The 16,600-nt window shown below is 66.6% G+C and carries 20 protein-coding genes; 9 read left to right on the forward strand and 11 right to left on the reverse strand.

Features of this window, described 5'->3' with window-relative positions:
• Positions 1 to 16: 16 nt before the first annotated feature.
• From FBY33_RS00460 to FBY33_RS00470, 3 genes are read left to right on the forward strand one after another with little or no spacing between them, the layout of a single operon-like run.
• The gene (locus FBY33_RS00460; protein ID WP_200831286.1) at positions 17 to 781 is read left to right on the forward strand and encodes an LPXTG cell wall anchor domain-containing protein; all 765 of its coding nucleotides are present in this window, start codon (positions 17 to 19) and stop codon (positions 779 to 781) included.
• A 24-nt stretch (positions 782 to 805) separates the two neighbouring features.
• Complete coding sequence (locus FBY33_RS00465; protein ID WP_142028812.1) at positions 806 to 1,522, forward strand: sortase domain-containing protein; 717 nt, start codon at positions 806 to 808, stop codon at positions 1,520 to 1,522.
• Positions 1,523 to 1,569: 47 nt separating this feature from the next.
• On the forward strand, positions 1,570 to 2,208 hold the full coding sequence (locus FBY33_RS00470; RefSeq protein ID WP_142028813.1) for a hypothetical protein: 639 nt from the start codon (positions 1,570 to 1,572) through the stop codon (positions 2,206 to 2,208).
• Positions 2,209 to 2,286: 78 nt separating this feature from the next.
• Here the strand turns inward: FBY33_RS00470 and FBY33_RS00475 are convergent, their stop codons facing one another.
• Together FBY33_RS00475 and FBY33_RS00480 are read right to left on the reverse strand one after the other, a co-directional pair.
• On the reverse strand, positions 2,287 to 2,574 hold the full coding sequence (locus tag FBY33_RS00475) for a hypothetical protein (RefSeq protein WP_235010221.1): 288 nt from the start codon (positions 2,572 to 2,574) through the stop codon (positions 2,287 to 2,289).
• A gap of 76 nt (positions 2,575 to 2,650) precedes the next feature.
• The gene (locus FBY33_RS00480; RefSeq protein WP_235010232.1) at positions 2,651 to 3,451 is read right to left on the reverse strand and encodes a GAF domain-containing protein; all 801 of its coding nucleotides are present in this window, start codon (positions 3,449 to 3,451) and stop codon (positions 2,651 to 2,653) included.
• 475 nt (positions 3,452 to 3,926) lie between these two features.
• On the opposite strand from FBY33_RS00480, the gene FBY33_RS00485 reads away from it, so the two are divergent.
• Positions 3,927 to 4,397, forward strand: a complete 471-nt coding sequence (locus FBY33_RS00485; protein WP_142028815.1) for a hypothetical protein — start codon at positions 3,927 to 3,929, stop codon at positions 4,395 to 4,397.
• Between the two features lie 19 nt (positions 4,398 to 4,416).
• Here FBY33_RS00485 and FBY33_RS00490 read toward each other — a convergent pair whose 3' ends face one another.
• Positions 4,417 to 5,298, reverse strand: coding sequence for a helix-turn-helix transcriptional regulator (locus FBY33_RS00490; RefSeq protein WP_142028816.1), 882 nt, complete (start codon positions 5,296 to 5,298; stop codon positions 4,417 to 4,419).
• A 94-nt stretch (positions 5,299 to 5,392) separates the two neighbouring features.
• On the opposite strand from FBY33_RS00490, the gene FBY33_RS00495 reads away from it, so the two are divergent.
• The 4 genes from FBY33_RS00495 to FBY33_RS00510 all read left to right on the forward strand — a co-directional run bounded on the left by FBY33_RS00495 (position 5,393) and on the right by FBY33_RS00510 (position 8,836).
• A complete protein-coding gene (locus tag FBY33_RS00495) occupies positions 5,393 to 6,274 on the forward strand; it encodes an aldo/keto reductase (RefSeq protein WP_142032378.1) in 882 nt (293 codons plus the stop codon).
• 31 nt (positions 6,275 to 6,305) lie between these two features.
• On the forward strand, positions 6,306 to 7,334 hold the full coding sequence (locus tag FBY33_RS00500) for an aldo/keto reductase (RefSeq protein ID WP_142028817.1): 1,029 nt from the start codon (positions 6,306 to 6,308) through the stop codon (positions 7,332 to 7,334).
• Positions 7,335 to 7,381: 47 nt separating this feature from the next.
• Positions 7,382 to 8,212 carry an oxidoreductase gene (locus FBY33_RS00505; RefSeq protein WP_142028818.1) on the forward strand — a complete coding sequence of 277 codons (831 nt, stop codon included), beginning with the start codon at positions 7,382 to 7,384 and terminating at the stop codon, positions 8,210 to 8,212.
• Between the two features lie 189 nt (positions 8,213 to 8,401).
• Positions 8,402 to 8,836, forward strand: coding sequence for a hypothetical protein (locus FBY33_RS00510; RefSeq protein ID WP_142028819.1), 435 nt, complete (start codon positions 8,402 to 8,404; stop codon positions 8,834 to 8,836).
• Positions 8,837 to 8,998: 162 nt separating this feature from the next.
• Here the strand turns inward: FBY33_RS00510 and FBY33_RS00515 are convergent, their stop codons facing one another.
• Genes FBY33_RS00515 through FBY33_RS00535 form a run of 5 tightly spaced genes read right to left on the reverse strand, consistent with a single transcriptional unit; the run spans position 8,999 to position 12,412 of the window.
• Complete coding sequence (locus tag FBY33_RS00515; protein WP_142028820.1) at positions 8,999 to 9,532, reverse strand: DinB family protein; 534 nt, start codon at positions 9,530 to 9,532, stop codon at positions 8,999 to 9,001.
• Positions 9,533 to 9,570: 38 nt separating this feature from the next.
• Complete coding sequence (locus tag FBY33_RS00520) at positions 9,571 to 10,941, reverse strand: FAD-dependent oxidoreductase (protein ID WP_142028821.1); 1,371 nt, start codon at positions 10,939 to 10,941, stop codon at positions 9,571 to 9,573.
• Positions 10,942 to 10,953: 12 nt separating this feature from the next.
• Positions 10,954 to 11,364, reverse strand: a complete 411-nt coding sequence (locus FBY33_RS00525) for an arsenate reductase ArsC (RefSeq protein WP_142028822.1) — start codon at positions 11,362 to 11,364, stop codon at positions 10,954 to 10,956.
• On the reverse strand, positions 11,361 to 12,065 hold the full coding sequence (locus tag FBY33_RS00530) for an aquaporin (RefSeq protein WP_142028823.1): 705 nt from the start codon (positions 12,063 to 12,065) through the stop codon (positions 11,361 to 11,363). The genes FBY33_RS00525 and FBY33_RS00530 overlap by 4 nt, the downstream gene beginning before the upstream one ends.
• The gene (locus FBY33_RS00535; protein ID WP_142028824.1) at positions 12,062 to 12,412 is read right to left on the reverse strand and encodes an ArsR/SmtB family transcription factor; all 351 of its coding nucleotides are present in this window, start codon (positions 12,410 to 12,412) and stop codon (positions 12,062 to 12,064) included. Before FBY33_RS00535 ends, FBY33_RS00530 begins: the two co-directional genes overlap by 4 nt.
• Positions 12,413 to 12,553: 141 nt before the next feature.
• Here FBY33_RS00535 and map point away from each other — a divergent pair, with 141 nt between their 5' ends.
• A complete protein-coding gene (gene map, locus FBY33_RS00540) occupies positions 12,554 to 13,330 on the forward strand; it encodes a type I methionyl aminopeptidase (protein WP_142032380.1) in 777 nt (258 codons plus the stop codon).
• A gap of 55 nt (positions 13,331 to 13,385) precedes the next feature.
• Here map and FBY33_RS00545 read toward each other — a convergent pair whose 3' ends face one another.
• The 3 genes from FBY33_RS00545 to FBY33_RS20785 all read right to left on the reverse strand — a co-directional run bounded on the left by FBY33_RS00545 (position 13,386) and on the right by FBY33_RS20785 (position 16,567).
• Positions 13,386 to 13,754 carry a hypothetical protein gene (locus tag FBY33_RS00545; RefSeq protein WP_142028825.1) on the reverse strand — a complete coding sequence of 123 codons (369 nt, stop codon included), beginning with the start codon at positions 13,752 to 13,754 and terminating at the stop codon, positions 13,386 to 13,388.
• A gap of 179 nt (positions 13,755 to 13,933) precedes the next feature.
• Positions 13,934 to 16,369: a heavy metal translocating P-type ATPase gene (locus tag FBY33_RS00550; RefSeq protein WP_200831287.1), complete on the reverse strand. Its 2,436-nt coding sequence runs from the start codon at positions 16,367 to 16,369 to the stop codon at positions 13,934 to 13,936.
• A 63-nt stretch (positions 16,370 to 16,432) separates the two neighbouring features.
• Positions 16,433 to 16,567 carry a hypothetical protein gene (locus FBY33_RS20785; protein WP_268815851.1) on the reverse strand — a complete coding sequence of 45 codons (135 nt, stop codon included), beginning with the start codon at positions 16,565 to 16,567 and terminating at the stop codon, positions 16,433 to 16,435.
• Positions 16,568 to 16,600: the final 33 nt, after the last annotated feature.

Consider the following 16,600-nt stretch of genomic DNA (forward strand, 5'->3'; position numbering starts at 1 on the left):
TGAGGAGATTTTCCTAATGAACAAATCACTTCGCTTTATGGCAGTCCCCACCCTTGCCCTCGCCGCTCTCGCCCTGTCCGGTTCCCCTGCCATGGCCGCCGACGGTTCTTACCAGTCCACGTTGAAGCAGATCAACGGCAGCAAAGGCTCCGGCACCATCACGCTGGATGTCAAGGGCAACCAGGCCCACGTCGTCCTGAAGGTCTCGGGCATGCCCGCAACCTTCATGGACGCCCCGTACCCGCACGTGCAGCACATCCACGGCGGCGCCAAGGGCACCTGCCCCGACCCTTCAGCGGACAAGGACGGGGACATGGTTGTCTCCACCACCGAAGGCGCTCCGTCCTACGGCGGCATCGTCACCACACTCTCAACCAGCGGCGACACCAGCCCCGCAGCAGGCCTGGACCTCAAGGTCGGCGGACAGGGTGCCTCCTACACGGTTGACCGCACGTTCGAACTGAACGCCGAAACCAAGGCAGCGCTCGACGCCGGCACCGCAGTGGTTGTGGTGCACGGCCTTGACCCGGCCACCCTTAGCGCAGCAGGCCAGGCCGCAAAGAGCGACCTTGCCCCCACCCTGCCGCTTGCCGCTACCTCCCCGGCACTATGCGGGACCTTGACTGCTGGACAGATGAAGATGCCGGCCGGCGGTGCTAACACCGGCGTAGCCACCGAAACCGGCACCGACACCGGAGCCCTCGCCATTGGCGGAGGCCTGGCCCTGGTGGCCCTCGCAGGCGGAGCCTACGCCGTCCGCCGCCGCAACGCAGCAGCCTAAGCCAAAGCTGAACGGATCACTACTGTGACAACCAAGAATCCGGGCCGCCGTGGAGGTCCCTGGGCCCCCACGGCGGCCGGGCTTCTGCTCGCGCTTTCCTTGGCCGGCTGTGCCGCCGGACCCGCCACCGCTCCCGGCGCTGGAACGGCACCTTCCGCTTCCGTCTCATCGGCGGCCACTTCTCCGGCGGCGTCCATGGCCGCCGCAGTTCCCTCCCCCACTATTGCCGCCGCAGCACCCGCTGCTGCCCAGGCACCGGTGACCCCGTCACTCCCGGCGGCGCTGGCCGCTTCGGCTCCGGTGACCCTGCACATTCCCTCGATCGGGGTCCGGACGGACCTTCTTCAGCTGGGACTGGAGGACAACGGCTCCCTCCAAGTCCCGCAGGACACCGGCAACGGAGCCCCAGCGGGCTGGTACAGCGGCTCCCCGACCCCCGGTGAACGCGGCCCCTCGGTAATGCTGGGCCACGTCAACGCCCTCGGAGGCCACAAGGGTGTATTCGCGGACCTCCGCAAGCTCGCTCCCGGTGCCGAGATCAGCGTTTCGCGAACCGACGGCAGCATCGCCGTGTTCACCGTTGACCACGGCGCCCTGTACCCGAAAAACGAGTTCCCCACCCTCGAGGTCTACGGCAATACGGCCGGAGCTGAACTCCGGCTGATCACCTGCGACGGCTACGACCCCGCCACCGGACTCTTTGACGACAACTACGTCATCTACGCCAAACTCAAAGCCTGACACCCGGCCGCGCACCCCTCCCAGGCGCCGGCAGAATTGGATGCGCCATGAATCAGCACAAGCTTTTACTGGCCTCCCTGGCCTTGTCCGCCACGCTGCTTTCCGGTTGTGCAACAGCTGCCGGATCCGTCACCCCTGCGCCGGGGGTCTCGACGGCGGCGGCCCCACCAGCAGCGTCATCTGAAGGTAGCCACCACGGCGGCGGGCACCACGACACTCAGTCATCATCCCCCGGGGCCGCTTCGGCTGATGGGCCCAGCGCCGCTGCCCTGATGGTCTGCGGGGACCAGCCAAATGAGAGGCTGAGGTCCATCCTGGACCTGGACAGGGACCCGCACACGATCGATAGCTGGGCCGACAGCACCTTCACCTGCACCTACCACCTGGCTGAAGGTGCGCTGGTCATCTCCGTGCAGGAGGCGGCGGACAAGCCATCAGCACTCAAATACTTCAACGCGATGCAGGCCTTGGCCAAGGGCGCTGCACCCATCGAAGGCCTGGCGAACCTCGGTTTTCCGGCCTATGAAACCGCCGATGGGTCCGCCGTGTTTCAGAAGGACAGCTTCGTGCTGAAGGTGGATGCCTCCAACTTGCCCACCACTTTGGGACCGGAAAGCATCACCCGCAACGCCCTGGCCTACCAGCTTTCCACCACCATCCTCGCCTGCTGGGTGGAACACCCGTAGCCCCTCACCCGGAACTGCATGGTGATGGGACCTAGCCAGCCGCCGTCGTACGTTCCTGCCCAACCTGCCACCTAACGCTCAGTGGGCCGCGAAGAACTCCGCAACCAGCTTTTTCGGTGCACGTGCCGCCCAGGCGTCAATGAGGATCTCCTCCAGTTCGTCGCGTGAAATCTCACCCAGGCGCGACTCCTGCACCAGGACAGCGCTGTAACCGTTGAAGTGCGGGACGGTGAAAAACGGCAGGGACGGGTCCTCGACCAGGGCTGACGTGGCGGCGTCATCGGGGACGACGATAACCAGCAGGTCAGTGAACAGCTCACCCGTGTCCTGGTCTACAGCAGTTTTGTGGGGTGCCCGATACAGCACATGCGTTCCATGACAAAAAGGTAGCCCCGTTTTGTGAGGAGCGTCAGGCCGGCGTTTTTGCTGGCTTTTTGGAGTGTTAACTGCCTGAATCGATGCGGTTCTGGACGACCGCGGCCATCGCCCGGAGGACCTCTTGCTCAGAGCCGGAAAATGCATGGGGTTCCTGGTCGATGATGCACAGGCTTCCGATGTTCCACCCGCGCGGGCCGTGTAAGGGATAGCCGGCGTAAAAACGGATAAAGGGCTCGCCGACCACCAGCGGGTTAGCAGCGAACCGGTCATCGGTGAGCGTGTCATTGATGACGAGCATCGAGTTCGCCTCCACCGTCCGCGCGCAGAACGCGATCTCCCGGGGCGTTTCCGGGCGCAGGGGGCCCACCGCGGATTCCAGGAACTGGGTGTCTGCGGCGATGAGCGACATGGACGCAGTACTCACGCCAAAGTATTCCTTGGCGGCGACCACGACCTTGTCATAAAAAGGTCTCGTCCCTGAGCCCAGCAGACCCGTCTCGTGCAGGGACCGCAGCCGTTCCACCTCCGCCCGTTCAGGGCTGAGCAGTGACCGGCCGGCGGCTCCCAGTGCCGCCAAAAGATCCTCGTCACTAACCGATTCCCCATCAGCAGAATGCAACGCTGTCCCTGCACCCGGCTCCGTTACAGACAGCGGGCCATTATCCGCGGCGATTCCTTGGGCCCCCGCACCAACGTTGAAGTGATGTTCAGCCTCCGGCAGGGATAGCGCGCCATGGAGATAGGCGGACAACTCAAACTCTGAACAGCGGCGCCGCCCGAAATAAGACGGCCACGCTATCGTCGGGTCCAATCCGGCCAGGACGACGGCAGCCAGTTCACGCCGCCGCGCGCTCTCTCCATCCACGCCGTACACCTCCTGTCGCAAAATTCCGTTCACCGCACCTGACTGGGACCAGCCAGGCACACCACATTGATAAGTTTACTTACTAATGTGGTGTGTGTGAACACGCTACCGGCCGGTAGGGGAAAGATCCGCGAATTGCCGCATGTTGTCCGTGGCCATCACCGTGGGCGGACCGCGGCTGCATAGCCGGTTTTGAAGATGGGGGGTAAGTAGCCGGGTCATTGAAAACGCGTACCGATTACGGGGGATGCGCGGTGGGACGGGATCGTAGGGTGGTACCGGGAGCTGGCGGCGAAGGTGTTCGCCCTAGACTGCGAACGCCTACCCCAGCCGCCGCCAGCTCTCTACCCCGTGCGCTTTATGCGGCCGCAGCCGCTTCCGCTTCCGGCCCCTGACTTCCTAGTTCCAAAAGACCCTTTCTCCACGTTTCTGCAGGCCGTACGCTGTGGTCACCCATCGCTCAAAGGAGACATCCATGCGCACAGCAGAACCACTCACCGAGACCGAACACGCCCACCGTCTTTCCGAGAACCTCATCACCCAGCTGGCCAAGGGCCGGGAATGGGCCACCCCCGGGGTACAGGCGGCGCTGCAGCGAGCGGTGGCAGGACTGGACACCGGCATTGAGACCGCTTCCCCGCGCCTCCAGTCACTCCTGCGCCGTTTGGCGGACGAACTTGCCGGGGGTGTGGAAACCTACACTCCCCGGGTCCAGGAACGGTTGAGGCGGGTGGGACCGAAGGCTGCCCCCGTCGCGGTCAAGGCTTCCCGGCCGGCGGGCAGGATGCTGTGGTGGATCGGCGCGCTTGCGGCCCTGGCAGCCGGGGCAGCAGTGTGGCGCTCCATGCAGGCGTCGAAGAAGGAGCCGGCGCCGTACGACAGTGCGCAGGAAACCACACGCACGGATCCGAACGTGGACGCAGACCTGGCTTCTGGCCGGATGTAGCGGCTGCATTGGGGCCAGCTCAGCTGATGTCCTGGGCGGCGGCCTCGGTGATGCTGCGCTGCGTGGCGGCCCAGCTGGCCAGGAGTTTCAGCGCGTCCTCTGACGGAGTTCCCGGCTCGGCCGTGTAGATGTTGATCCGGAGCCCGGGGTCGGCGGGGAGCTCCAGCGCCTCGTAGGTCAGGTCCAGGTCCCCCACGATCGAATGGTGGAGCTTCTTGCGGCCGGCGCGGTGGTACTTCACGTCGTGGCGGGCCCAGCGGGTGCGGAACTCCTCGCTGCGGGTCGAGAGCTCCCCGATCAGATCCGACAGGTCCTTGTCGTAGGGGTTCTTCCCGGCCGTGGAGCGAAGCACGGCCACGATATCGTCCGCCGCGCGCTCCCAGTCGGCGAAGAACTCCCGCGCCTTGGGGCTCAGGAACGTGAAGCGTGCGCTGTTGGGCGGGGTGCCGCCGTCGGCCATCATGTCCAGGTACAGCGCCCGGCCCAGCTCGTTGGAGGCCAAAACGTCGCCGCGGTCGTTGCGGACCCAGGCCGGCGCCGCGGTAATCGCATCGATGACCCGCTGCACGCTGGGCCGCACTGTCTGCGGACTCCGCCTGCGCCGTACGCGCGGGGCAGCCGTGGACGCCCGGGCCAGGTCAAACAGGTGGGCCGTCTCGGCGTCGTCCAACTGCAATGCCCGCGCCAACGCCTCCAGGACGCTGTCCGAGGCCCCGGACAGGTTCCCCCGCTCCAGCCGGATGTAGTAATCGATGCTCATCCCGGCGAGCATCGCCACCTCCTCCCGCCGTAGCCCCGCCACCCGCCGGTTGCCGCCGTACGCGGGCAGCCCGGCATCCTCAGGCGTGAGCCGGGCGCGCCGGGAGGTCAGGAACTTCCGGACGTCATCGCTGTTGGTCATGGCACCCACGCTACTCGCCGGGACCTGCAGCGAAGGAGGGACTGGCAAGCCCTCCCACAAACCGCCGCACCCGCATAGCGTGAAGGGCATGGTTATGGAACTCACGCTCAACAACGGAACCACAATGCCCGCGCTCGGCCTGGGCGTCTTCCAAAGTCCCCCGGAAGAGACGACGGCGGCCGTCCAGACCGCGCTGGAGGTGGGTTACCGGCACATCGACACCGCCGCCGCGTACGGCAATGAGCGGGAGGTGGGCGAAGGCATCCGCCGCTCCGGCCTGGACCGTTCCGACGTCTTTATCGAGACAAAGGTCTGGGTCAGCGACTACGGCTATGACGAAGCCCTGCATGCCTGGGACAAGTCGGTCGGCAAGCTCGGGGTGGAGCAGCTGGACCTGCTCATCCTGCACCAGCCCGCCCCGGACCGGTTCGAGAAAACCATCGCCGCATACAAGGCTCTGGAAACCCTGCTCAAGGACGGACGCGTGCGGGCCATCGGCGTCAGCAACTTCCTGCCGCACCACCTCACGCAGCTGCTGGCCGAAACGTCCGTGGTTCCGGCAGTGAACCAGATCGAGCTGCACCCGTACTTCGCTCAGCGGAACGTCCAGGCGGCCGATGCCGGGCACGGGATCCTCACCCAGGCGTGGTCGCCGATCGGCGGCATCACGTTCTACCCGGGCTGGGGCGAGAACCGGAAGAACGTCATGCGCGACCCGGCGATTGCCGCCCTCGCGCAGGCCCACGGCAAAACCCCCGCCCAGGTGATGCTGCGCTGGCACCTGCAGCAGGGCCGCTCCGCCATCCCCAAGTCAACCAACCCGGCACGCATCGCGGAAAACTTCGACGTGTTCGGCTTCGAGCTGTCCGCCGCAGAACTCGCCGCCATCGACGCCCTGGACACCAATGTCCGCAGCGGCCCCGACCCGGATGTGGCCCGCCCCGAGCGGTTCGCCATGGTCATCCCCGAAGTTTGAGAAGCCTGAACGCCTAAGAAAAGGAACCAGCATGGAATACCGCCCGCTCGGCCGCACCGGTGTGCAGGTCAGCCCCCTCTGCCTCGGCGCAATGATGTTCGGCCCGTGGGGCAACAATGACCGCGCCGACGCCACCCGGATCATCCACCGCGCGCTGGACGCCGGCATCAACTTTATCGACACCGCTGACGTCTACTCTGGCGGCGCCTCGGAGGAGATCGTCGGGGAGGCCCTGGCCGGCCGCCGGGATGACGTCTTCCTGGCCACCAAGTTCTTCATGCCCATGGACGAGGACGATCCCAACCAGCGCGGTGGATCCAGGCGCTGGATCATGCGGGCCGTGGAGGACTCGCTGCGCCGGCTGAACACGGACTACATCGACCTCTACCAGGTGCACCGGCCCAGCCCGGAGATGGATGTGGAGGAGACCCTGGGCGCCCTCACCGATCTGGTCCGGCAGGGGAAGGTCCGCTACATCGGCTCCTCGTCCTATTCCGGCTCGCAGATCGTGGAGGCGCAGTGGGCCTCCCGGGAACGGAACCTGGAGCGGTTCGTCACCGAGCAGCCGCCGTACTCCATCCTGACCCGCGGGATCGAGGAGGACGTCCTGCCCACGGTCCAGCGGCACGGGATGGGCACCCTCACCTACAGCCCGCTGGCCGGCGGCTGGCTCTCCGGCCGGTGGCGGAAGGACTCCGCGTCCAGGCCCACCTCGAGTGCCCGGCCCAGCGCCCGGTTCGACATGGCCCAGCCTGCCAACCAGCGCAAGCTGGACATCGTGGAGGAGCTGGCCCAGGTGGCCGAATGGGCCGGCGTCACGCTCATCGAGCTGGCCATCGCGTTCGTGATCAACCACCCCGGCGTCACCTCGGCCATCGTGGGCCCGCGCACCATGGAGCAGCTGGAGTCCTACCTGCCGGCCGCGGACACCAAGCTGGGCCACGAAGTACTGGACCGCATCGACGAACTCGTGGCCCCCGGCGTCACCGTCAACCCGGACGACAACAGCTACGGCGCCCACGAACTCACCGCACAGGCACGACGGCGGCACGCAGCTTAGGTGCCGGCCGTTCGCTTTACCCCCACTCCCCTACGAAAGGAAAACCCATGGCAACGTGGCTCATCACAGGCTGCTCCACCGGACTTGGCCGCGCACTCGCGGAGGCGGTGCTCGCATCCGGGCACAACGCCGTCGTCACTGCCCGGAAGGTGGAGACGCTGCAGGACATCACCGCCGGATTCCCCGACACCGCGCTGGCGCTCCCCCTGGACGTCACCGACAAGGCGCAGATCAGCGCGGCGGTGAAGCAGGCGGAGGAGAAGTTTGGCAGCATCGACGTGCTGGTCAACAACGCCGGCTACGGCTACCGCGCCGCCGTGGAGGAAGCGGACGACGGCGACATCCGGCGGCTGTTCGACACGAACTTTTTCGGGGCGGTGGACATGATCAAGGCAGTTTTGCCCGGCATGCGCGTCAACAAACGCGGCTCCATCCTGAACATCTCCTCCATCGGGGCACGGATCACCCCGGCCGGCTCGGGCTACTACGCGGCCACCAAGGCGGCACTGGAGGGCATGTCCGGATCGCTGCGCAACGAACTGAAGCCGCTGGGCATCAACGTCACCGCCATCGAACCCGGCGGCTTCCGGACCGACTTCGCGGGCCGCTCGCTCACCCAGTCCGCGACGGCGATCGACGACTATGCGGACACGGCCGGCAAGCGCCGCAAGGAACACGACACCGCGCACGGCAACCAGCCCGGGGACCCGGACAAGGCCGCCCGGGCGATCATCGCCGTCGTCGAGTCCCCCAACCCGCCGGGCCTGCTGGTCCTGGGCACGGACGCTTTCGGTGCCTTCGGCAAGGTGGCCGACGCCCAGCGCGCGGAGCTGGAGCAGTGGCAGGATCTGAGCACGGGCACCGACATCACGGACTGACCCAACTAGGTAGCAGTTAATGTCGTTTAGACGCGTCAAAGCGACATTAACTGCTACCCAGTTGGGGACGCAGGGTTCTCCCCTTCCCTGGCACCCACAATCGAGTACTAAATACTCATGACATGGCGCAAACCTGGTGCGAGAGTGAACTTGTTCCGTCAACATGTCGAGACAAGTGGGATCCGCACCATGGCAGCAAAACGTCGTCGTTCAGCCAGCAAGGGCGGCGGCACCCTCGGGTGTGCCCCCTTCTTCGCCCTCATCGTCATTGCCCTCATCATTCAGTACTGGTGGGTCCTCCTGATTGCTGCGGGCGTGATTGCGCTGACCGTGGCACTCGTGCACACCGCAAAGGCCCCGCCACGTCCGGCCAGGGTGCCTCCGCCCAAGCCGCAACCCGCCATGGCGCCGCCCCGCCAGGTCCTCGGCGGGGATGACCTTGCAGCCCACATGCGCGCCGCAAAACAGGCCGGCCGTGTACGGGACATGCAGGAATGGGACTACGAGTGGATCCGGCTGGCCTACCCGGGAAAGAGTGTCCGCGAAGTCAATGACATCGCGAATGCCCATTTTGCCCGCGGCCGCTCCATCGGCATCAATTACGGAGACCCGTCCGCCCCGTGAGCCAGGCCCGTTTGGGCAGTCGGCTGAAACGGCCGCCGTCGCGCGTCCCCGCCCAGTTACTCTTCCGGCACTTACCGCGGCACGCCGCCGCTATCGGCGTGCCGCGGGCCGAAGGCCGGGGCAGCCAAGAGTAACTGGGCTGGAATGCACACCCCGACGCCGTCAGGACAGCAGCGTAGTCAGGGTGAGCTGTGCGCGGTGGTGGCGGTAATGCTTCGGCGCCCATTCCAGGACGTCCCGGCGGCTCATCCAGGGCAGGAAGTACGGGTCCCAGCGGACGGGCATGGTCATGCCGCGGGCCAGTGCCTGGTTGTCCGCCCGGCTGTACCATTTCACGATCATCCGCGTGGTCCGGTCCATCATCCGCAGCATGCGCTCCGGCTTCAGGACCCGGCCCCCGGCGGCACTCCCGGCCCAGTTGACCCAGTTGTAGGGACGTGCGCAGGAGTCCAGGAGCTTGCTCCAGTACCGGGAGGCCGGCGGCGGCAGGCGGGAGAACAGGCCCAGGAGCGGTATTCCCGCCAGTGCGATGTTCTGTCCCAAGGCCATGTGAAAGAGCAGCTGCCGGTTGGTCCACCGGGTACCGATGGAAGGCAAGTCCAGCTCGTCGGCGGACGCAGCCAGGATGATGTTCCGGAAGTCGGACGCGATCCACAGCACGTCTGCCCTCACCGGATCACTCTCCCGTACCGTCATAAGAGCCTCCCATGCATGGATACCAGCCGGTGTTCACATCATAGGCTGGCCGTTTCGCCGGTGCGGCCGTGCTGGAGGCCGGTGGCGAAACCGATCGTCACCGGCACCGGTGCCGGCGTTCCACAGCAGGAGTCCTCAGCGGCCTCCCCTGCATCATCCGGAATGCTGGTGGAGCAGACGCCGGTTTCGGGGAGCTCGAGTTCCACGGCATCCGCCGCTGCGGTATCGCCTGCCAGGGCCGCGGCGATGGAGCGGACCTGCTCGTAGCCGGTGGCCATGAGGAAGGTCGGCGCCCGGCCGTAGGACTTCATGCCGGCCAGGTAGAAGTCCTTCTCCGGCTGAGCCAGGATTTTGGCGCCGTGGGCAGGAACCGTGCCGCAGCTGTGGAAATCGGGATCGATCAGCGGGCCGAGCGCCTTCGGCGCATCCACGGCCGGGTCAAGGTCCAGCCGCAGCTCCGACAGGATGGACAGGTCCGGGCGGAACCCGGTGGCCGGGATGATCCGGTCCACGGTCACGCTCCGGCCGTCAGCAGCGTGCACGGTCACAGAACCGTCGTGGGCTTCGATGGAAGCCGTGTGGAACTTCGTCAGGAGCTGGACTGCTCCGGTGTCGACGGCGGTGTGCAGCCGGGCGCCGAGCTGGCCGCGGGCGGGCAGCTGGTCGGCGTCCCCGCCGCCGTAGGCACGGGCAGGGGTGGCAGCGCGGATGGCCCAGAGGACTTCCGTGCCCGGATTGGCGCGGGCCAGGCGGGCCAGGTCCAGGACCATATTGGCGGCGGAGTGTCCGGAGCCGATCACCAGGGTGCGGCGGGCGGCGAACCCGCCGGCCGACACGTCCGGGAGCGGTCCGGCAACCAACCCCGCGGCACGTGCCTCAGCCTCGCCCGGGACCGGCAGTCCCGAAGCTCCCAGCGGCGACGGCGTGGTCCAGGTCCCGGAGGTATCGATCACGGCACGGGCCAGCAACTCGGTGACCTGCCCGCCGTCGTGCTTTATCCGCAGGAGGAACGGCGCCTGGTCGCGGCCCTGGCTGCGGCCCTTGTCCATGCCCTGCCGGGTGACGGCTACAACCCGGGCCCCGGTCCGAATCCTGTCCTTCAGCTCCGGTGTTGCGGCCAGGGGCTCCAGGTACTCGGAGACAATTTGGGATCCGTAGGGCAGCGCGGTGGGCCGGGGCGCCTCCCAGCCGTTGCGCTCCAGCAGCCGCACCGAAGCGGCGTCAAGGTTGTACTTCCAGGTGGAAAACACCCGGACGTGTCCCCATTCCCGGATGGCGGAGCCCACCGTGGGCCCAGCCTCGAGGACGAGGGGTTCCAGCCCGCGTTCGAGCAGGTGCGCCGCCGCGGCCAGGCCCACGGGCCCGGCGCCGATCACGGCAACGGGCAGCGATTCCTGTGACGATGTCATGCTGTCCGCCTTTCAGATTTGTGCGGGGATCAGGGAGGCGATCAGGGCTTCAACGCGGGTCTTGATCTCGTCGCGGATGGGCCGGACGGACTCGACGCCCTTGCCGGCCGGGTCCGCCAGGACCCAGTCCTCATAGCGTTTGCCCGGGAAGTAGGGGCATTCATCGCCACAACCCATGGTGATCACCACGTCGGAATCCTTCACGGCCTCGGTGGTGAGGACCTTCGGGATCTCGGCGGACATGTCGATGCCCACCTCCGCCATGGCCTGGACCGCTGCCGGATTGACCTGCCCGGCCGGCTGCGAACCGGCGGAGCGCACCTCGATGGCGCCCTGTGACAGGGTGGTCAGGAAGGCGGCGGCCATCTGGGAGCGGCCGGCGTTGTGGACGCAGACGAACAAAACGGAGGGCTTTTGGCTCATGAGAGCACCTTTCGGTCAGCAGCGGGAGCGGCGGAAACAGCGGTGAAGGACGGGTAGAGGAAGCGGACCAGGACGTACCCCGCAGCGCCGCCCAGCAGCTGCGCGAGGATGAAGGCAGGAGCCGACGACGGCGCGATGCCGGCAAAGGTGTCCGTGACAGTCCGGGCGATGGTCACGGCAGGGTTGGCGAAGCTGGTGGAGCTGGTAAACCAGTACGCGGCCGTGATGTACCCGCCGACGGCGAAGGCCACCCGGTCGGCCCGGCCTGACCGGACCGTGCCGAAGATGACCAGCAGCAGCCCCACCGTGGCGATGACCTCAGCCAGCCAGAGCGGTACGCCCGCGCGTTGGTGCGTGGAGAACGAAACGGCGTCCAGCCCGAACATCAGGTTGGCCGCCACCGTGCCGGCCAGGCCGCCCAGGACCTGCCCGCCGATCAGGCCTGCCGCCGTCCTGGAGTCAATCATCCCCAGCGCCCGTTCCATCAGGGTCACCACGGGATTGAACGACGCCGACACCGGCTGGAGTGCCACGATCAGCGCCACCAGCGCGGCACCCGTGGCGAGGCTGTTCTGCAAAAGCTGCAGCCCGGCGTCGTCCGGGGACAGTGTGGACGCCATCACGCCCGAGCCCACCACGGCCATGACCAGGAAGGCCGTGCCAACAAACTCAGCCGCCACCTGGCGGGACAGCACCTTCACTTGGCCTGCCCGCCGATCAGGGCGGCCAGGTTCTGCAGGGCTTCGGTCCGGGCCCGGTAGTAGACCCAGACGCCGCGCTTCTCCCGGTCCAGCAAACCCACCTCATGCAGGATCTTCAGGTGGTGGCTGATGGTGGGCTGGGACAGCTCGAAGGCGTCGTTCAGGTCGCAGACGCAGGCCTCGCCGCCCTCATGCGAGGCGACCATGGACATCAGCCGCAGCCGGACCGGATCGGCCAGCGCCTTCAACAGCGGGGCAATTCCGTCTGCTTCCGATTCGGACAACGGCTGCCGGGCCAAGGGCGAACAACAGGCAACCGCTTGGACCGGGGTCAACTCGAAGGACATAGACACAGGTAAATATTTACATGCATCTATGTCTCTGGCAACCCCTGACGTGCGACGGGTAGCGCCGCCTCTTGCGGCCTCTCAAGGGAGGACAAATAGGATGGGGCACATAGTTATTGGCCGCGCATGAAGGGTCGCCCCGTGATCGAAATCCTCACCCCCGCTGAAGTGGACCGCGCCCGGGAGACCGGCGCCCTGGTGGCTGACATCCTGCAGGCCATGAAGAGCCGCGCCACCGTGGGCACCAACCTCCTGGACATTGACCAGTGGACCAAGGAGATGATCGCCGAGGCGGGGGCCGAATCCTGCTACGTGGACTATGCGCCCTCCTTCGGCCGCGGCCCCTTCGGCCACTACATCTGCACGGGCGTCAACGATGCCGTGCTGCACGGGCTGCCCCACAACTACGCCCTGGCCGACGGCGACCTGCTGACTTTGGACCTCGCCGTCGTCAAGAACGGCATTGCCGCGGACGCTGCCATCAGCTTCCTCGTGGGCGAATCACAGCCGGCGGAGAGCGTGGCGATGATCGAGGCGACGGAGCGTGCCCTGGCCGCCGGGATCGCCGCGGCCGGGCCGTCGGCCAAGATCGGTGACATCGCGTACGCCATCGGCCGCGTCCTCATCGACGCGGGCTACCAGGTCAACACGCAGTTCGGCGGCCACGGCATCGGCTCCACTATGCACCAGGACCCGCACGTGCCCAACACCGGCCGGCCCGGCCGCGGCTTCAAGCTGCGGCCCGGGCTGCTGCTGGCACTCGAGCCATGGATCATGGCTGACACGGATGAGTTGGTAACGGACGACGACGGGTGGACGCTTCGAAGCGCCACCGGCTGCAGGACGGCCCACACCGAGCACACCATCGCCATTACGGCCGACGGCGCCGAGATCCTGACGCTGCCGACGCAAAAGTAGCGTTGGGTCAGGTCAGCGGCACGGAGTTCTGTGGGCGGGTTTCAGTAAAGCCGGTTCAGTAGAGGTAGACGTCCACGATGAGGGCGGCGAGCGCCGTCAGTTCTGCTGTTGCCGCAACGCTGCGGGGCGCATCGCGGCTGCAGGGCCCGGTCATCAGGGCCAGAGCCGTGCCGGCAAGGGTGAAGACACCTGTTCCCGTGTCCTGCCAGCTGACCGGAAAGGGCGGGAACGGGAGGTCGTGGGAAAACAGGCCAATGGCTCCGGTCCAGTTCAGGATGGAATTCCACAGCATGGGCATGAGGAGCGCGGCACCTGCCGCGGTGGCCACGACACCGGCCCGCCGTTCCCTGCGCACCAGCAGCAGGAGAACCAGCGCGGCAAGGGCAGACAACAGGGCGCCCAGGAACATCGTTGGCAGGCTCATCTAGGGCACCGGGTGCTGGACGCCTGAAAACATGGGTCCAGTGTAGGACCGGAGGCAGGGCTACGGGTTGCCGGCGACTGAAAGCGATCCGTTCAAAGATCGGCAAGGCCGAGTCCCTGATCGTCCAGACATGGCAGAAACAGCAGCCGGGAGATGAGGCTGAGGTCCATGGCGGGTTGCTAGCGCGTGCCGGCCGGGGCCAGCGGCTGGGCTGCACGGGCGGTGCTGGCCTCGGGTGTTTCCGGCTGCGGCAGCCGCAGTCTCCTGAGAAGCAGGGCGTTGACGGCGACCAGGAAGCTGGAACCGGACATCGACAAAGCTGCGATTTCCGGGCTGAGCACGACGCCGGCGAAGGCGAATACCCCGGCGGCGATGGGCAACGCTATCGCGTTGTACCCGACGGCCCAGCCCAGGTTCTGGCGCATTTTGCGCAGCGTGCCTTTGCCGATCCGCAGCGCGATGGGCACATCCAGCGGATCCGAGCGCATCAGGACGACGTGGGCCGTTTCGATGGCAACATCGGTGCCGGCACCGATCGCGATGCCGAGATCTGCCTGCGCCAGGGCGGGGGCGTCGTTGACGCCGTCGCCGACCATGGCGACTTTCTTCCCTGTCTTTTGGAGTTCTGCGATCTTTGCTGATTTGTCCCCGGGGAGCACTTCGGCGATGACGGTGTCAATGCCCAGCTGCCCGGCGATCCTGCGGCCGGTGGCCTCATTGTCACCGGTGAGCATGACGACAGTGATCCCGGCTTCATGCAGGGCAGCGACGGCGGCGGCCGCCGTTTCCCTCGCAGCGTCCGCCATTGCGATGACAGCCGCGGGCCGGCCGTCCACGGCGACGAGCACTGCGGTGCGGCCGGAAGCGGCAAGTTCGTCGCGCACCGCGGCCAGCGGACCGGGATCGATGCCTTCGCCGGCCATGAGTTTGCGGTTGCCCACGAGCACGCGGTGTCCATCCACTGTTGCGCCGGCGCCGTGGCCGGGAACGTTCAGGAACTCCGACGCCGCAAGCACGGGTACGCCCTGTGCTTGGGCATGCCGGACCACAGCCGCGGCAAGCGGATGCTCGGATTCCCTTTCGACCGCCGCCACCAGCGCCAACAGTTCGTTCCGGTCAACGCCTTCCACGACGACGTCGGTCACTTCCGGTTCGCCCTTGGTGAGGGTGCCGGTCTTGTCCATCACCACGGTCCCGATCCGGGCTGAGACCTCCAGGGCGGTGGCGTTCTTAAACAGGACCCCCCGTTTGGCACCCAGCCCGGTGCCCACCATGATGGCCGTTGGTGTGGCCAGGCCCAACGCGTCAGGGCAGGTAATCACCACGACGGTGATGGCGAACAGCATGGCGGCCTGGAGCCCGGCGCCCAGGGCCAGCCACGCGGCGAACGTGACGGTCCCGCCGATCAGGGCGACCAGTACCAGCCAGAAGGCGGCCTTATCGGCCAGGCGCTGGCCCGGCGTATTGGAGTTCTGGGCTTCCTGAACGAGGGCCACGATCTGCGCCAGTGCTGTGTCGGATCCGACTTTGGTGGCCCGGACCCGCATCGTGCCGGTGGTGTTGATGGACGCGCCGATCACTTCCGATCCGACGGTCTTGGTCACCGGCAGACTCTCGCCCGTGACCATGGATTCATCGACCTCCGACTGGCCCTCTTCGACTTCACCGTCAACGGGGATTTTGGACCCAGGCCGGATCAGCAGCAGGTCCCCGGCCTGGACATCTGAGGTGGGGATCTCCACCGTCTCACCGTCGCGGATCACGACCGCGGCCGGAGGTGCCAGTTCGAGCAGTGTGCGGATGGCCTCGTTCGCACCGCCGCGGGCACGCATCTCGAACCAGTGGCCCAGCAGCACAAAGGAAGCCAGGACGGTCGCGGCTTCGTAGAACACCTCGCCGCCGCCGGTAAAGGTGACCCAGACACTGTAGAGCCAACCGGTGCCCACGGCGATCGCGACCAGGACCATCATGTCCAGCGTCCGGGCCTTCAGTGCCCGGTAGGCGCCGTCGAAGAAAATCCATGCCGAGTAGAAAATGACCGGTAGGGACAGGATCAGGGCCACGACGTCGTCGCGGAGCCCAAACGGCGTCGGGGCGGTGAAACCGAGCATGTCCCGGCCCATCGGGGACCAGAGAGTCACGCCAATGCTCAGTACTGCGGCGACCAGGAACCGGTTGCGCATGTCCTTGACCATGTCATCCATCGACATTCCGCCGTGGTGTCCTCCGTGGCCCATCATGTCCTGGGGAGACCTGGCCATCTCACCGTGTCCGCCCGGGCCGTGGCCGGCGTCATGTTTCATCCCGGCGGTGTCTGCCGCTTCGTCCATGGGGTAGCAGACGTGGTCGGGAACCGATTCACCCCGGCAGTGGTAGCCGCAATCACGGACCCACCCGGAGATTTGCTCGAGGGAGGTCACTGAGGGGTCAAAGCTCACGGTCGCGGTCTGCGCCACCGGGTTAGCCTCGACAGCGGCGACTCCGGGCCGCTGAAGCAGTACGCGTTCCACGACTGCTTTGGAGGTCGCCCAGTGTAGGCCACGGACTTCCACCACGGTGCGCTGCAGCGGCGTGGTCACTGCTGTTCCAGCAGTGGGGGCCCGGTCAGCAGTCATGATGAATCCTTACCCATGGATAACCTGGCAGGGCCGTATCTGCCCTGCGGATACCCGGATCGGTCATGCTCCACGGGCGCGCCGGAGCACGGTGAAGCGGGCGGTGTACTCGCTGATGACGGCTCCCCCAAACAGGACAACGCTCACCCCCATCAGGATGTAGCCCCAGACGCCCATGTTCCCGTCCCAATACATCATCGCTGTTTCCTCCTGCACGCGGGACACACCAGC

Origin of the sequence: Arthrobacter sp. SLBN-112 (genome assembly GCF_006715225.1) — a bacterium.
GTDB lineage: Bacteria > Actinomycetota > Actinomycetes > Actinomycetales > Micrococcaceae > Arthrobacter.

What these genes read in the sequence shown, in the direction of transcription:
- FBY33_RS00500 (WP_142028817.1), top strand. Translation starts at nt 6,306, where the DNA reads ATGGAATACCGCCCGCTCGGCCGCACCGGTGTGCAGGTCAGCCCCCTC.
- FBY33_RS00515 (WP_142028820.1), bottom strand. Translation starts at nt 9,532, where the DNA reads ATGACGGTACGGGAGAGTGATCCGGTGAGGGCAGACGTGCTGTGGATC.
- FBY33_RS00485 (WP_142028815.1), top strand. Translation starts at nt 3,927, where the DNA reads ATGCGCACAGCAGAACCACTCACCGAGACCGAACACGCCCACCGTCTT.
- FBY33_RS00460 (WP_200831286.1), top strand. Translation starts at nt 17, where the DNA reads ATGAACAAATCACTTCGCTTTATGGCAGTCCCCACCCTTGCCCTCGCC.
- FBY33_RS00505 (WP_142028818.1), top strand. Translation starts at nt 7,382, where the DNA reads ATGGCAACGTGGCTCATCACAGGCTGCTCCACCGGACTTGGCCGCGCA.
- FBY33_RS00520 (WP_142028821.1), bottom strand. Translation starts at nt 10,941, where the DNA reads ATGACATCGTCACAGGAATCGCTGCCCGTTGCCGTGATCGGCGCCGGG.
- FBY33_RS00490 (WP_142028816.1), bottom strand. Translation starts at nt 5,298, where the DNA reads ATGACCAACAGCGATGACGTCCGGAAGTTCCTGACCTCCCGGCGCGCC.
- FBY33_RS20785 (WP_268815851.1), bottom strand. Translation starts at nt 16,567, where the DNA reads ATGATGTATTGGGACGGGAACATGGGCGTCTGGGGCTACATCCTGATG.
- FBY33_RS00470 (WP_142028813.1), top strand. Translation starts at nt 1,570, where the DNA reads ATGAATCAGCACAAGCTTTTACTGGCCTCCCTGGCCTTGTCCGCCACG.
- FBY33_RS00495 (WP_142032378.1), top strand. Translation starts at nt 5,393, where the DNA reads ATGGAACTCACGCTCAACAACGGAACCACAATGCCCGCGCTCGGCCTG.
- FBY33_RS00545 (WP_142028825.1), bottom strand. Translation starts at nt 13,754, where the DNA reads ATGAGCCTGCCAACGATGTTCCTGGGCGCCCTGTTGTCTGCCCTTGCC.
- FBY33_RS00525 (WP_142028822.1), bottom strand. Translation starts at nt 11,364, where the DNA reads ATGAGCCAAAAGCCCTCCGTTTTGTTCGTCTGCGTCCACAACGCCGGC.
- FBY33_RS00535 (WP_142028824.1), bottom strand. Translation starts at nt 12,412, where the DNA reads ATGTCCTTCGAGTTGACCCCGGTCCAAGCGGTTGCCTGTTGTTCGCCC.
- FBY33_RS00510 (WP_142028819.1), top strand. Translation starts at nt 8,402, where the DNA reads ATGGCAGCAAAACGTCGTCGTTCAGCCAGCAAGGGCGGCGGCACCCTC.
- FBY33_RS00550 (WP_200831287.1), bottom strand. Translation starts at nt 16,369, where the DNA reads ATGACTGCTGACCGGGCCCCCACTGCTGGAACAGCAGTGACCACGCCG.